Origin of the sequence: Staphylococcus sp. NWU MK-U1 (genome assembly GCF_033283505.1) — a bacterium.
In the GTDB taxonomy this organism is placed as follows: domain Bacteria; phylum Bacillota; class Bacilli; order Staphylococcales; family Staphylococcaceae; genus Staphylococcus; species Staphylococcus haemolyticus.
The window spans coordinates 59,240-72,950 of record NZ_JAVSMG010000003.1; the positions used below are offsets into that span (position 1 = coordinate 59,240).

The following is a 13,711-nucleotide window of genomic DNA, read 5'->3' on the forward strand; positions in this document are numbered from 1 at the left end:
TTAGCTCAGTTTCTTCAAATGTACTTCTCTTGCGCCACATATCATATTAACAATTTCTTTCGTCACTTTATCAATCGATTGCTGTTGTCCATGTTGAATCCAATTCATGATGACGCTCAAAATACCTCCAGTTAAAAATTCTCCATATATTGTTACATCTACATAAAATTGACCACTCTGTCGATCAAATTCAATTTGCTTTTGAACTGCTTTATAGATTTGTTCATAAAAAATAGTATAAACTTCGCCGTAAAAATTGAGTGTTATAACGCTACGGACAATGTCTTTATTATCGTGAATAAATGTCAAAACATCTCTCATCAATTTTTCAAAAAATTGTCGTGGATTGTCGGGATTAATGTCGGGTAAATATAGCTCTCTAAAATGATCAATCAACGTGCCGACAACGTGATTTAACAAGTCATACTTATCATTAAAATGACGATAAAAAGTTGATCGTCGTAAATTTGCTTTTGCACATAAGTCTTGAACCGTTATTTGTTCAAAAGATTTAGTTTGTAGTAAATCAGAAAATGAAGTAATTAGGGCTTGATGTGTTTTTTGGACGCGTAAATCTTGTTTGTTCAACTTAATCACTCCTCATATCGGACAGTTTGAATAAATTGTCGCTTATGTTACAAACACACATAAGTGACGCACAATTCTTGCCCCTCGTCATTTTATAATACTATCGAAGGGTAGATTAATTTCTTTAATATTACTTATAGTTTACTACTTTTCAATCTAAAAATTAAAAACTATGAAAACTATGGAAATTATGAAGCATTTGCACGTCCTAAAAAACCAGAAAATGTAAAGCGTAAATCAGCTTATCTTATTGGTTCCGGATTAGCATCTCTAGCTGCTGCATGTTTCTTGATTAGAGACGGACAAATGGATGGGTCAAAAATCCATGTTTTAGAAGAATTATCTAAACCTGGTGGAAGTTTAGATGGAGATGAACTTCCTTTAAAAGGCTATGTTGTGAGAGGTGGAAGAGAAATGGAGAACCATTTCGAATGTTTGTGGGATTTATTTCGCTCCATCCCGTCACTTGAAATGGATAATGCTTCCGTTCTAGATGAGTTTTATTGGTTAAATAAAGAAGATCCTAATTACTCACGTTGTCGTGTTATTGAGAAAAGGGGGCATCAGTTATCTACTGATGGTGATTTTACTTTGACGCCACAAGCCATTAAAGAAATCATTCATTTATGTTTAATGAAAGAAGAGACATTAAACGATGTGAAGATTACGGATGTCTTCTCAAATGACTTTTTGCATTCGAATTTCTGGATCTATTGGAAAACGATGTTCGCATTTGAGCCATGGCATTCTGCAATGGAGATGCGTCGATATTTAATGCGCTTTGTACATCATATTGGAGGATTAGCAGATTTCAGTGCCCTTAAGTTCACCAAATATAATCAATATGAATCACTAGTTCTTCCGATGATTGCTTACTTAGAGTCCCACGGTGTGCAATTTCAATATGATGTTCAAGTGTTGAATATCAAAGTAGATATCACAACGAAAGAGAAGGTTGCGCGTGAAATACAACTTAAGCGTTCAGGTAAAGATGATATCATTCCTCTAACGTCAGATGATTTAGTATTTGTTACAAATGGTAGTATCACTGAAAGTTCAACTTATGGAGATAACAACACACCCGCACCCCCTACAAAAGAAATCGGTGGTAGTTGGACGTTATGGCGTAATCTTGCCAAACAGAGCCCTGAGTTTGGTTGTCCCGAAAAGTTCTATCATCGTTTACCAGACAAAAGTTGGTTTGTATCAGCAACTGCGACGACAAATAACATGACAATTATTAATACAATCGAGCAAATTTGTAAACGAGACCCTCTAGCCGGCAAGACAGTGACTGGTGGTATTGTTACTGTTAATGATTCTAAATGGCAAATGAGTTTTACTGTTAATCGTCAACAACAATTTAAAAGCCAACCCGTAGACGAGGTGAGCGTTTGGATCTATGCATTATACTCAAACGTAAACGGGGATTACATCCATAAACCTATCACTGAATGCAGTGGAAATGAAATTTGCCAAGAATGGTTATATCATATGGGCGTTCCTATCAATCAAATTGAAGACCTCGCTAAAACGCAATGTAATACGATACCAGTCTATATGCCATATATCTGTTCTTATTTCATGCCTAGATCCGTTGGAGACAGACCACTTGTCGTGCCTAAAAATGCTCGCAACATAGCCTTTATTGGTAATTTTGCAGAAACAGAAAGAGATACTGTATTTACCACTGAATATTCGGTAAGGACTGCTATGGAAGCAGTATACCAATTATTGGACATAGATAGAGGTGTCCCTGAAGTGGTTGCAACAGAATTCGACCTTCGTATATTGATGGATGCCTTATATGAACTTAATGATGGTAAAAATCTATCAGAACTCTCAGAACATAACAAAATACAGAAACTCGCTCTTAACGCTTTCTTGAAGAAAATAAAAGGTACCTATATCGAAGAATTGTTGCACCAACACAAGTTACTATAAGTGTAGATAAAATTCATAATGGCAAAATTATGCCCCCACGTGTCTAATCAGCATGTGGGGGTATTTGTTTAGTTTATTTATTGGCCAATATATCGTTTTAAATGTTTAGCGGTTACGGAATTGTCGATGTCAAAAATGCCTTTAGGTTCACCCGCATAAAGTAATTGGCCACCTTTATCACCAGCATAAGGCCCAATATCAATTAACCAATCCGCCTGAGTCATCATCGTTAAATTATGTTCAATCAAGATAACCGTATTGCCTTCTTCAATAAGATGATTAAAGCAATCGATTAGAATTGGCAAATCATCTTCATGTAGCCCAGTTGTTGGCTCATCAAAGATAAAAATCTTATCGGTCACATCTTGTGTCAGGTAACGGCTTAGTTTCACACGTTGAATTTCACCACCTGAAAGGGTATCTAATGATTGTCCGAGAGTCATATAGTTTAATCCTGTATCCGCTAATGCTTGAAGCGGTCGTGTAATACCTGGACTGTCGCTAAATTTCTCAATGGCTTCATCCACGGTTAATGCTAAAATATCCGCAATAGAATAGCCTTCTACTTTTGCTTCTAACACTTCTGGACGATATCTTGTACCACCACATAATTCACATACTTGTGAAAAGTCTGGCATAAATGCAAGTTCCGTTTTTAAAACACCTTTACCATGACATTCCGGACAGGCACCTTCTGAATTATAGCTGAACATACTCTTTTTAAGACCAGTATGTTGACTAAAGAAACTACGTACATCATCAAAGATATCTAAATAAGTAAGTAGATTAGAACGATTTGATGCATGGACAGGTTTCTGGTCAATAAAGATAGCCTCTTGTTCACGTTCAAATCCTGCAGTGATGAGTGAACTTTTACCTGAACCTGCAACACCTGTAACAACAGTCATTGCATGCTTAGGTAGTTCAGTTGAGACATTTTGTAAGTTATTGCGACTAATATTAGCAATTTGAAGCATGTCTTTCGCTTTACGTGGCGTTTTTTTAAGTTGATGCTGTCGGTTCAACGCTTGACCAGTACTTGTGTCCGAACTGAGTAATTCATTATAAGAGCCAGTAAATGTAATTTCACCACCATTTTTGCCTGCTAAAGGTCCTAAATCAATAATATGATCAGCGGTCTTTATAACATCTGGATCATGTTCTACAACGAGGACTGTGTTGCCCTTATCCTTTAAAGATTGAATGATATCGTTGATACGCTGAATATCCTCTGGATGTAGTCCGACACTTGGTTCATCAATAATATAGACTAAGTCGCTTAAAGGACTATTAAGGTGACGAATGAGTTTAATACGTTGTGACTCACCACCAGATAGTGAAGTTGTTTCTCGCGCTAATGTTAAATAATTCAACCCAATATAACTTAATGCTTCTAGTTGTTTCTTAAGTGGCTCTATAATCACACGGGCTTTGTCTGATTTTATTTTTCTTAAAAAGGCTAACGCCTCATCGATTTGTAGGTTTGTAAATTCTGCAATATTTAAGCCATTGATTTTACAGCTTAATACAGTGTCATTAAGACGTTGTCCATGACAATCAGGACAATCATGTTTCGATACTACACGGTCAATATCTTCTTTAAAACGTTTCTTTTCAAAATTATCATTGAGTAAAAATGAACGACGGAAACGATGAATAAGACCTTCAAATTTAGCAGTTCTAGGCCAATTTGAAGGTGGATTCTTTAATTTAGTTGGTTCGGTGTATAAAAACGTATCCATTTCTTCTTTCGTATAATCTTTTAATTTCTTATCATTATCAAATAAACCTGTATATAAATAACGTTTACCTCGCCAACTATCAGGTCTAAATGAAGGGAATTTAATTGCATCCTCATTAAGTGATTTATCATAATCAAGCAATTCATTTAAATCAATATCTTCAACATAACCTAGTCCTGAACATGTTTCACACATACCTTTAGGATTATTGAAAGAAAAGATATCTGAATAACCGACAAATGGTTCGCCGATACGTGACCATAGCAGTCGGACGGACGCGTAAATATCAGAAATTGTACCTACAGTTGAACGAGAGTTACCTCCAAGTCGTTTCTGATTAATAATCATTGCGACAGGAAGATGCTTAATTTGATCGACGTCTGGTTTCTCATATTGTGTCATTTGATGTTGCACATAACTTGAATATGTTTCATTTAACAATCTTTCAGATTCTGCAGCTACAGTATTGAAGACGAGGGAAGACTTACCCGAACCTGAACGCCCTGTAAAAACTGTTAATTGGTGCTTCGGAATTGATACATTTATATTTTTTAAGTTATTTTGTTTGGCACCGATAATGTCTATATTTGTCATAATTACACCTCTTAAATCTAGATTACCTTGCTGGTCATATTAAATTATGCTTCTAGTGGCTTGATTTTAACATCAAGATTAAAGTATTCCTTTAAAATGTTTCGGTAGTTATCTGAAGTTACATCATATTTATCTTTGCCATCTTGTTTGCTTAGCGTAAGATGGTGTAAGGACATCGTTGCACGTCCAAATGATTGTGGTTGAGTAACGATAAGTTGTTGTACAAAAATAGAATCTGGATGTTGTGAATTATATTGAATCATATCTTCAAAATCTTCTATTTGTTTAGGTTGGAAACGAGCCTCGTAACGTGTGATCCAACTATCGTCTTCGAGTTTCTGAATGCTATAAGTTTCTTCATGTTCTGAAATTGCTCGGAATTCACCTGTAATATCTGTAACAGGATGAGTAGGATCTATATTTGTAATAGGTAAGGCCTGTAAAGGTAAGTCACCAAAGCCTACATCTGCAACATAATTTACATCATTAATTGGAACAACAAGTGACATGTGTGAACCTTCTGGACTGCGATTGCCATTAGGCTGTTCTACAGTTGCAGACATACGATATACGGTGAAACCTTTTTCTTCAAGGTAAGTCCCAAAGAAATGATTCATTTCGTAACAGAATCCACCACGATGCTGATTGATCAATTTATCATACAAATCATTAATTTCTACAGAAACAGGCATGCCATTTTGGACATTGATATTTTCAAAAGGAACCGTCAACATATAGCGTTTAATATAATAATTGAGTGCTTCAAGTGAAGGTTCATGATATTTTGATGAATCAATATTTAAATAGTGTTCGATAGCTTGAATATCCATTAGATGAGGACTCCTTTGTTAAAAGCTTTTAGTAATCCATACCCTATAATGATGGAATGACGCATGTAAGAATAGAAACGAAAAAGGTTCTAAACACTTGATAGCAATTGATGCCTCGTGTTTAGAACCAGTATTAATATATTAAACTATGTTATTATTCAAAAATTACAGTTCTTGTTTGTTGAAAATGGCTATTGAAATGAAATAAGAAGCCACTAAACAAATTAAACCGAGTATTGCATATAATCCGATGAAGAGTATATCTGTAGGATTTGTTCCTAAATCAGAGAATGAACCTGAACGTACAATGGCAGACATAATAACACCAAAGTAAGTAATAAAGAATAAAATAAGAACGATAACCGATGTTGAAATCATGATGACATTTGAATTTTCAGGACCAAATTTAAATGTTAACGGGAACATGATAGCATATGTGCCTGCCGCACCAATACCTACTAATCCTGAAATAAGTGTTAACATTAAATTCTGATGTATCGCTAATACTGCAATTAATCCAATAATTAATCCGATAAAGATGAGTATGCCATAAAATGCGAAATAACTTTTAATGTAAGCACTTCGATGTGTTGGCAATGTTGAAATATAATACATCCATTTAGAATCTTTTTCTCGCTTTAAGTTATCCGTCACTGGTGACAATAAGAAAATCATTGGTAAGAAACATGCCATTGCTGGATTTATAAAAGCGAATAAGAAACTTGCTACAATAGCTACAATTAAATATGTGATAAGTGATTTTTTAGATGCATAGAAACTACTTAAAATTAGACCTTTCATTATTTATCACCTCTCATAATTAATTTTGTTGCGTCATCAATAGTGTTAAGTGGGTGAGCGTTTGTCACACTAGACCAATCCTTGACTAAGATTTGGCGTTGACCTTGTCTCACTCTTGATGCAATGATGATGTCTTGTGGAATATTTAAATCATCATGCTCATCAACTTCGACAATACCGTATTGATTTAACAATTCTTCCTTGCTTTCTTGAAGTACAATTTCACCATCACGCATAAAGATTAACTTTGTAGCTAAATGTTCTATATCTTCTGAAATATGAGATGAAATGAGTATGCCATTGCCCTCTGAAATATAGTCTTCCAACATTTCAATGACTTCTTCACGTCCTGATACGTCCATACCAGCAGTTGCTTCGTCCAGTATGAGTAATTTTGTATCATGCGCTAGAGCCATGGCTAAGGCTGCTTTCATACGCATTCCTCTTGAGAACGTCTTAATTTGAGCGTTAGTTGGTAATTCGAAACGCTGAATGACTTCAAAGAAACGATCACTGTTCCACGTTTTGAAAATATTTGCAAAAACTTTATCCATATCTTTAATTTCGAGTTTATCAGGCACACGTAAGTCATCAAATACAACACCAATATGCTCTTTGTATGCATAATCCTTATCTGAGACAACTTGATCAAAAAATGAAATCTCTCCAGAATCTTTAAAACGGTTACCAACTAATGTGTTAATCAATGTTGATTTGCCTGAACCATTCTTACCAATTAAACCAATCACTTCGCCAGGTTGAAGCGTTAAAGAAATATCTTTCAAATGGAAATTCGATTTCTTGTACGACTTGTTGAGATCTTGCACTTGCAATAGATGTTCCATAATAATCCTCTCTTTCTGTTGATTAGTATTAGATTTAATTCAATTAAAGATTAGTTACTTTTATCATAATATAGATTAATTAATAAATAACTAGGATTTGTAAAATTTACGTACTTTTAACATATAACCTAAGCTGTTATATGCGAAAATAATGATTAAGAATAGTATACCTAATGTTTGATTTGAGCCAGTATCAATAGAGAAGATACCTAAAAATATAATTGCGAACATTAATAGTGCTAAGTTTACTCCGTAATTTTTATACATACTTACTATAGCGATATGACGTTCACCTTCATCCAATAGTGCTAAGGTTTTTTCAGTATAATTTTTTTCTCCTATTTTAGGATAACGTGAATCGAAACGACGATTGAAAAAGCCTAGCATTATTGAAGGTATGATGGTCAACATATAAGGGATGATTGCGTACAATACATCAATATTTGAACCATGGCCAAAGACGATTAATAAAAGCGCAACAAAACTTATAATTAATTGAATATATGAGATGATACTAGATTTATTGAAGTTTAAGTTGGATTTCTTTTCGAATAAATCAGCATCATCATCTTCAATCGAATTGAGACTTTGATTTTTAAATTTAAGCGCATCTTTTTGAACTTTCCACAAATAAAATGTAAGACCAATGATAATTAGCGATGCAATGATACAAGTGATTAACCCAAAATGGGTATGTGCAAAATTAACATTTGATAGAAAAGTACTAATACTTCCCATTGAAGAACCCACAAAACCACCAATAATGCCACCAAGTACAAGTAATAGAAGATAGCGTTTTACTTTCATAAATCTCCCTCCTCAAATATAAAGACATTTTCAACTGGTTCATTGAATATACGCGCAATTTTAACGGCTGTTAAAATGGACGGCATAAAATCATTCCGTTCAATCAAAGAAACTGTTTGCCGAGAGATACCGGCTTGTTTAGCGAGTTGTGTTTGATTGAAGCCATCGCGAGCACGTAATTCTTTAAGACGATTTCGCAATATTCATCAACTCCTTGGCTTTTACGTTACATTATCTTTGTCATTTTGACAAGTATATTAGTCAAAAAGACTTATTTTTTTGTCAAAGTAGAGCTATTAGCCAACAGATTCAAACACGTGAACAAACCATTGATTATCTAGTGCAACAATTTAACAAACAATTAAAAGAGAATATGAAAATTGCAAATAACGATTATTTTAAATTACGATTTCTTCAAAAAGCAATATTGAAAGCTATAGATGTAGAATGGATAAATCAAGTTGATCAACTTCAACAACTTAAAGCGAGTGTTAATAATCGACAAAATGGTCAACGTAATGCAATATTCGAATATCATAAAGTGGCTTTAGAAACATATGAAATGATGCTGATAAATATTAAACGGGCAACGATTCGTAATTTATGTTTAAGTATTCTAACGTTTGATAAAGATCAAGATTTAGTAGTACATTTTCCTTAAAATGAGGTGTTCATAGATGACAGTATATAATATTAATTTTGGCATTGGATGGGCGAGCAGTGGTGTAGAATATGCTCAAGCTTATCGTGCCAAATTATTAAGAGAGGTAAATCAACCAGCTAAATTCATCTTTCTAGACTTTATTTCCGCAGAGAACATTCAAACGTTAACTGACAATATCGGGTTTAAAGATGATGAAGTGATATGGCTATATCAATATTTCAGTGATATACCTATCGCACCAACAACGTATACGGTTGATGACTTGAAAAAGGATTTAGGTAATCCTGTTACTGCTCAAACGATTACTGGTAAAACTATGCGCTTATACATCGGGAATGATAAATCCTATGTGAGCTGTTATTTAAAGAATGAAGATGATAATATTGTCGATCGTGCAGAATTTGTCGTTAACGGTATGTTAGTTCGGAAAGATTACTATAGCTATGTTAGAACTTTCTCGGAATATTATGCACCACATGAAAATCGTGCCAAATTATATAAGCGACAGTTTTACAATGAGGATGGCTCTATTGCTTATAAAGAATATATAGACGGAGAATCGAGTGTCTATGTATTTGATGATGCTCGCTTATATAGTAAACAGGAATTTGTAGCTTATTTTATGAAAAAGTTGCATCTGACTGAACAAGATATCGTTATTATTGATAGATCGACTGAAGTTGGTCAAAGTATATTAGAACATAAAGGATCAAGTAAAGTCGGTATTGTTGTACATGCGGAACATTATAGCGAAAATGCTACAAATGATAGCTACATTTTGTGGAATAACTATTACGAATATGTATTTGCACAAGCACCATATATCGATTTTTATATCACTGCGACGGATTTACAAAATCAAGTTTTATCCGAGCAATTCCAAAAATATACATCACATCAACCTCGTGTCAAAACTATCCCGGTAGGTAGTCTACATCAATTAAGTTATCCAATTGGGGAAAGAAAGCGATATTCTATGCTTACGGCTTCTAGGTTAGCTAGTGAAAAACATGTAGATTGGATAGCGAAAGCTGTAATTAAAGCTAAAAAGAAAGTGCCGCAATTAACATTTGATATATATGGTCATGGTAACGAAAGATCGAAAATTGAAGAAATCATTAAAGATAATGAAGCACAAGATTATATTCAACTTAAAGGTCATAAGAAGTTAGATGAAATCTATGCGAACTATGATTTATTTGTATCGGCTTCAACAAGTGAAGGGTTCGGTTTGACCTTAATGGAAGCGGTAGGTTCTGGACTAGGCATGATAGGATTCGATGTGAATTACGGTAATCCAACATTTATTAGTCACGGTGAGAATGGATATCTCATACCAATCGATAAAGATGACCAAGATGTCGAAGTCATTACAAATCATATGGCTGAAAAAATTGTTCAGTATTTTAATGATGGGCCTAAGCATTCGCATGAGAAATCTTATAAAATTGCAGAACCGTTTAAAACTGAGCATATTACGCAAAAGTGGCAAAATCTAATTGATGAGGTGCTATATGATTAATTTATTTGAAATATTTGATGAAGCATCACAAAAACTTCAACAATCACTTCAATTTGCAGGATTCAAACATGAGACCATTGTAATGGATGATGACGGTTTTTTACCCGATAACGTCATGACACCGTATCAATTTTTTGCAAATTATAAACGAAATGACGACGATAAACCAGCATTTTTTAATGAGGTTCAAGTGCCGCCATTATGGGAAATTAAAGGTAATCATAATCATGCAGAAATTATAGATAATGGCAATGTAAGAGGGCGAATATTTTATCGCGAGCATTTTAAAAATCGAATTGTGAGTTTTGTGGAGTGGTTTGATACAAAGGACCGTTTGCGTTCGGTTGATTTTTATAACAAAGATGGATTTAAATTTGCGGAAACGGTATATGATTTAAATAAAAAGCCCATCTTGAAGACTTATGTTGATCGTCAAGGGAAAGAAGTATTATATGAAAACTTTGTCACTAAAGATATTATATTGGATTGGCAAGGTCAATCGCATTTCTTTGCATCAAAACAAGACTTCATTAGCTTTTATTTAGACCAAATAGATGTTGATACTTCAACTGTATTCATCAATTCATTGGCAACACCATTCTTCGTGTTATATCAAACGAATCATGTGTCGAATGCAGTGTTATTCTGGCAAGAACAAAGTCATGGTAATGTCCCGGGAAATATGAAGTTATTGTTAGATAAAGAGACGCTGAATTCAAAAGTAATTATCCCAGATTGTGTAGAATTTGAGGCTATTACATCAAATGTTGAAGCACAGTATCGTCCTTTAATCAGTCAATTGGGCTACTTGTACGATTATCAGAAGTCTAATAATTATAACAAGCAAGTACTTAATTTAACGAATTCTGACGATCTTCCAAATTTAGAAGAAATTATACGACAGTGTGAAGATTATGAATTTCACATTGGTGCTATTACCGAAATGTCAGCTAAATTAATGGGCTTGGGTAAATATGATAACGTTAAACTTTATCCAACAATCACCCAAGCGAAGATTGATCAATTATTCCAAACATGCGATGTTTATTTAGATATCAATAAAGGTGGAGAAATCGTTAATGCTGTTGAACGTGCAATGCTCCATAATCAATTAATTTTGGCTTATGATGAAACTGCGCATCGTCGTTCATTTATTGCTAAAAAGAATATTACAAAGCAAGACGAACCACAGCAATTAATAGATATACTGAATGAAATCGCTAAGGAACCAAGTGTATTTAAAGAGCGAGTCATTGCACAACAAGAACAGAATAATCGTATTGATGAATCTACGTTTAGAAATGTCATTATGACTGCGTTAAATCATTAAATGAGGATAATAAAGCTTTTGAGATGAATGAAGACTTACAAAAAGTCGACTTTTATCTCAAAAGCTTTTTTGTTTTGTAAAGGCGTTCTTAGATAGATGATTACTCACATAAGCTGCTTCGCGTTCCTGGGGTGCCGTCTCTATAGCAGTTCTTTGATTTTAATCATTTGAACTACTTACATAAGTGTGTGAACGCTTACGTTCATTTACGGCACTGCTCCCCTAGGCGTCTTCGCAATTATGTTTCGTATTCTATCTTAGAACTACACACGAAAGAATGTGAACGCTTATGTTTTTTATGTGGTTTTAATTTAAAACAATTTTCAAGAAAGTATATCTAGTTTTAACAAATAAATGATTTATATAAATAGTTGCTCTCTGTTGTTTTCAATAGTGATTATAGTACCGTTAGAATCAGATTTAATATTTAATTTTAAAGAGAATCTTTCGCAAATATCTTTAATAATAGTTAACCCTTTAGATTTAGTAGACATATCATTAAAGCCAGTGCCATTATCCTGAATAGTAATATAATCCTCATTTAGATAAATAGTAATACGCGATGAATTAGAATGTTTATAAACATTAGAAATAATGTTATCGAATAAGCGCTCATACCATAATTGGTCACCAAGCCAATAAATACGGTCACCTTCAACATTTAGAATGGTTAATATGTTCTTTGAATCTAATAGATAGTGCCATTTATCAATTGTTGTGTTTATACATGCTTGTATATCAACTTGGTGGTTAAACGTATAAAATTTAGAAATATCATCTTTGTTAGGTAATGCCTTAATTAAATTAGAAATATAGTTTATCTTTTCATAAGATAATTCTATATCATTATCATTAATTTGGTATTGAAATCCGAGTTGGTATAACTCTAAATTTAATGCAGTTAGAGGCGTATTAATATCATGGGCAAGTTGATTAATGTAATTTTGTTCTTGCTTTTTGTTTTCGATAATTTCTAACTCTCTATATCTTAGTCTGTCTATTAAGATATTTATAGATTGGCCAACTTCATCAATTTCGTCATTTATATGAGTAGGTATGTCTAATTTATTAGGTAATTTGTCACTATTAGCAATGTCTAATAATTTATCATTAAGTAAACGTAAACGATCCACAATTTTATATACATAGCGTGAAGCAATAATAACTAAAGTAATTAGAATTAAGAAGAAAAAGATATAAAAAATTATTGTAAGACCACTGGATTTAAAATTTAAACCGATTGGATAACCCAAGACTTTTTCAATAAATAGAATACATAGTAGTATCATGCTATTGATAGCTAAAAAAACTAGAGGTATCGATAATAAACCCAATCCCATGAACATATAGTATTTTTTTAATAGTCTCATAAATTAGCCCCCATTTAATCTATAACCAATACCATAAATAGTCTCAATAATTGTTCCAGAATCTAATAACTTAGTTCTTAATTTTTTTACATAAGCGTTCAAAGTATTTTCAGAAGCGGATTCAAATTGCCAAACGTAATCAATAATTTGATCCTTAGTTAAAATCAAATCTCTATTTTCATACATATAGAAAAATAATCGACGTTCCGTTTTAGTTAAAGATAATTGGTTTCCATCGTTAGATTTGATTATCTTGTCTTTAGCATTAACTTTAAACTCATAAAATTGAGCCTCTTTATCAGCATAATGGATAGTTAAAAGATTATTAATTCTAGAAATAAGTTCTCTTGGATTGAAAGGTTTGGTAAGGTAATCATCGCCATTATTCAAACCTTTAACTTTAGAATCGATATCAACTCTTGCTGATAAATAAATAATAGGTGTAGTAGAAATGCTTCTTATTTCATCAGTGATAGACAAACCATCATTATTGGGTAACATAATATCCATAATAATGATATGAACGTCATTCAATACGTTAAAAACGCTATCTCCAGTTCTATCTAATGTCACCTGTGCACCTTTTTGTTGTAATATTTGTTTTAAATTTTTAGCGATGGTTTCATCGTCTTCTACTAATAAAATATGAAACCCCTCCATATATTTCACCTCCA

General features: G+C 33.3%; 12 protein-coding genes and 1 pseudogene. 4 read left to right on the forward strand and 9 right to left on the reverse strand.

The features are described from left to right. A complete protein-coding gene (locus SBL16_RS05835) occupies window positions 1-588 on the reverse strand; it encodes a TetR/AcrR family transcriptional regulator (protein ID WP_107611211.1) in 588 nt (195 codons plus the stop codon). Window positions 589-750: 162 nt separating this feature from the next. Between SBL16_RS05835 and SBL16_RS05840 the strand changes: the two genes are divergently transcribed. Then, on the forward strand, window positions 751-2,532 hold the full coding sequence (locus SBL16_RS05840) for an oleate hydratase (protein WP_107611212.1): 1,782 nt from the start codon (window positions 751-753) through the stop codon (window positions 2,530-2,532). Between the two features lie 77 nt (window positions 2,533-2,609). Here the strand turns inward: SBL16_RS05840 and SBL16_RS05845 are convergent, their stop codons facing one another. The 6 genes from SBL16_RS05845 to SBL16_RS05870 all read right to left on the reverse strand — a co-directional run bounded on the left by SBL16_RS05845 (window position 2,610) and on the right by SBL16_RS05870 (window position 8,351). Next, the gene (locus SBL16_RS05845; protein ID WP_107611213.1) at window positions 2,610-4,868 is read right to left on the reverse strand and encodes an ATP-binding cassette domain-containing protein; all 2,259 of its coding nucleotides are present in this window, start codon (window positions 4,866-4,868) and stop codon (window positions 2,610-2,612) included. Window positions 4,869-4,912: 44 nt separating this feature from the next. Next, on the reverse strand, window positions 4,913-5,698 hold the full coding sequence (locus SBL16_RS05850) for an arylamine N-acetyltransferase family protein (protein ID WP_107611214.1): 786 nt from the start codon (window positions 5,696-5,698) through the stop codon (window positions 4,913-4,915). 165 nt (window positions 5,699-5,863) lie between these two features. Further along, window positions 5,864-6,499: an ABC-2 transporter permease gene (locus SBL16_RS05855; RefSeq protein ID WP_053016247.1), complete on the reverse strand. Its 636-nt coding sequence runs from the start codon at window positions 6,497-6,499 to the stop codon at window positions 5,864-5,866. Then, a complete protein-coding gene (locus SBL16_RS05860; RefSeq protein ID WP_107611215.1) occupies window positions 6,499-7,344 on the reverse strand; it encodes an ABC transporter ATP-binding protein in 846 nt (281 codons plus the stop codon). The genes SBL16_RS05855 and SBL16_RS05860 overlap by 1 nt, the downstream gene beginning before the upstream one ends. Before the next feature lie 90 nt (window positions 7,345-7,434). Beyond that, window positions 7,435-8,151, reverse strand: a complete 717-nt coding sequence (locus SBL16_RS05865) for a DUF3169 family protein (protein WP_107611216.1) — start codon at window positions 8,149-8,151, stop codon at window positions 7,435-7,437. Further along, window positions 8,148-8,351, reverse strand: coding sequence for a helix-turn-helix transcriptional regulator (locus SBL16_RS05870; RefSeq protein WP_011274640.1), 204 nt, complete (start codon window positions 8,349-8,351; stop codon window positions 8,148-8,150). Before SBL16_RS05870 ends, SBL16_RS05865 begins: the two co-directional genes overlap by 4 nt. Window positions 8,352-8,404: 53 nt before the next feature. Between SBL16_RS05870 and SBL16_RS05875 the strand changes: the two are divergent. The 3 genes and pseudogenes from SBL16_RS05875 to gtfB form a co-directional block, all read left to right on the forward strand. After that, window positions 8,405-8,812, forward strand: a pseudogene (locus SBL16_RS05875) (accessory Sec system translocase SecA2); the annotation flags it as partial. Window positions 8,813-8,828: 16 nt separating this feature from the next. Then, window positions 8,829-10,337, forward strand: a complete 1,509-nt coding sequence (gene gtfA / locus SBL16_RS05880; RefSeq protein WP_107611217.1) for an accessory Sec system glycosyltransferase GtfA — start codon at window positions 8,829-8,831, stop codon at window positions 10,335-10,337. After that, complete coding sequence (gtfB, locus tag SBL16_RS05885; RefSeq protein WP_107611218.1) at window positions 10,330-11,667, forward strand: accessory Sec system glycosylation chaperone GtfB; 1,338 nt, start codon at window positions 10,330-10,332, stop codon at window positions 11,665-11,667. Before gtfA ends, gtfB begins: the two co-directional genes overlap by 8 nt. Before the next feature lie 359 nt (window positions 11,668-12,026). Here the strand turns inward: gtfB and SBL16_RS05890 are convergent, their stop codons facing one another. Next, the gene (locus SBL16_RS05890; RefSeq protein WP_107611219.1) at window positions 12,027-13,037 is read right to left on the reverse strand and encodes a sensor histidine kinase; all 1,011 of its coding nucleotides are present in this window, start codon (window positions 13,035-13,037) and stop codon (window positions 12,027-12,029) included. A gap of 3 nt (window positions 13,038-13,040) precedes the next feature. Next, window positions 13,041-13,697 (reverse strand): response regulator transcription factor, encoded by a 657-nt coding sequence (locus tag SBL16_RS05895; protein WP_158260250.1) that lies wholly within the window; start codon window positions 13,695-13,697, stop codon window positions 13,041-13,043. Window positions 13,698-13,711: the final 14 nt, after the last annotated feature.

Bases quoted from the DNA above. Each gene is read 5' to 3' on its own strand.
- SBL16_RS05845 (WP_107611213.1), bottom strand. From the start codon at position 4,868: ATGACAAATATAGACATTATCGGTGCCAAACAAAATAACTTAAAAAAT.
- SBL16_RS05850 (WP_107611214.1), bottom strand. From the start codon at position 5,698: ATGGATATTCAAGCTATCGAACACTATTTAAATATTGATTCATCAAAA.
- SBL16_RS05855 (WP_053016247.1), bottom strand. From the start codon at position 6,499: ATGAAAGGTCTAATTTTAAGTAGTTTCTATGCATCTAAAAAATCACTT.
- SBL16_RS05860 (WP_107611215.1), bottom strand. From the start codon at position 7,344: ATGGAACATCTATTGCAAGTGCAAGATCTCAACAAGTCGTACAAGAAA.
- SBL16_RS05865 (WP_107611216.1), bottom strand. From the start codon at position 8,151: ATGAAAGTAAAACGCTATCTTCTATTACTTGTACTTGGTGGCATTATT.
- gtfA (WP_107611217.1), top strand. From the start codon at position 8,829: ATGACAGTATATAATATTAATTTTGGCATTGGATGGGCGAGCAGTGGT.
- gtfB (WP_107611218.1), top strand. From the start codon at position 10,330: ATGATTAATTTATTTGAAATATTTGATGAAGCATCACAAAAACTTCAA.
- SBL16_RS05890 (WP_107611219.1), bottom strand. From the start codon at position 13,037: ATGAGACTATTAAAAAAATACTATATGTTCATGGGATTGGGTTTATTA.
- SBL16_RS05895 (WP_158260250.1), bottom strand. From the start codon at position 13,697: ATGGAGGGGTTTCATATTTTATTAGTAGAAGACGATGAAACCATCGCT.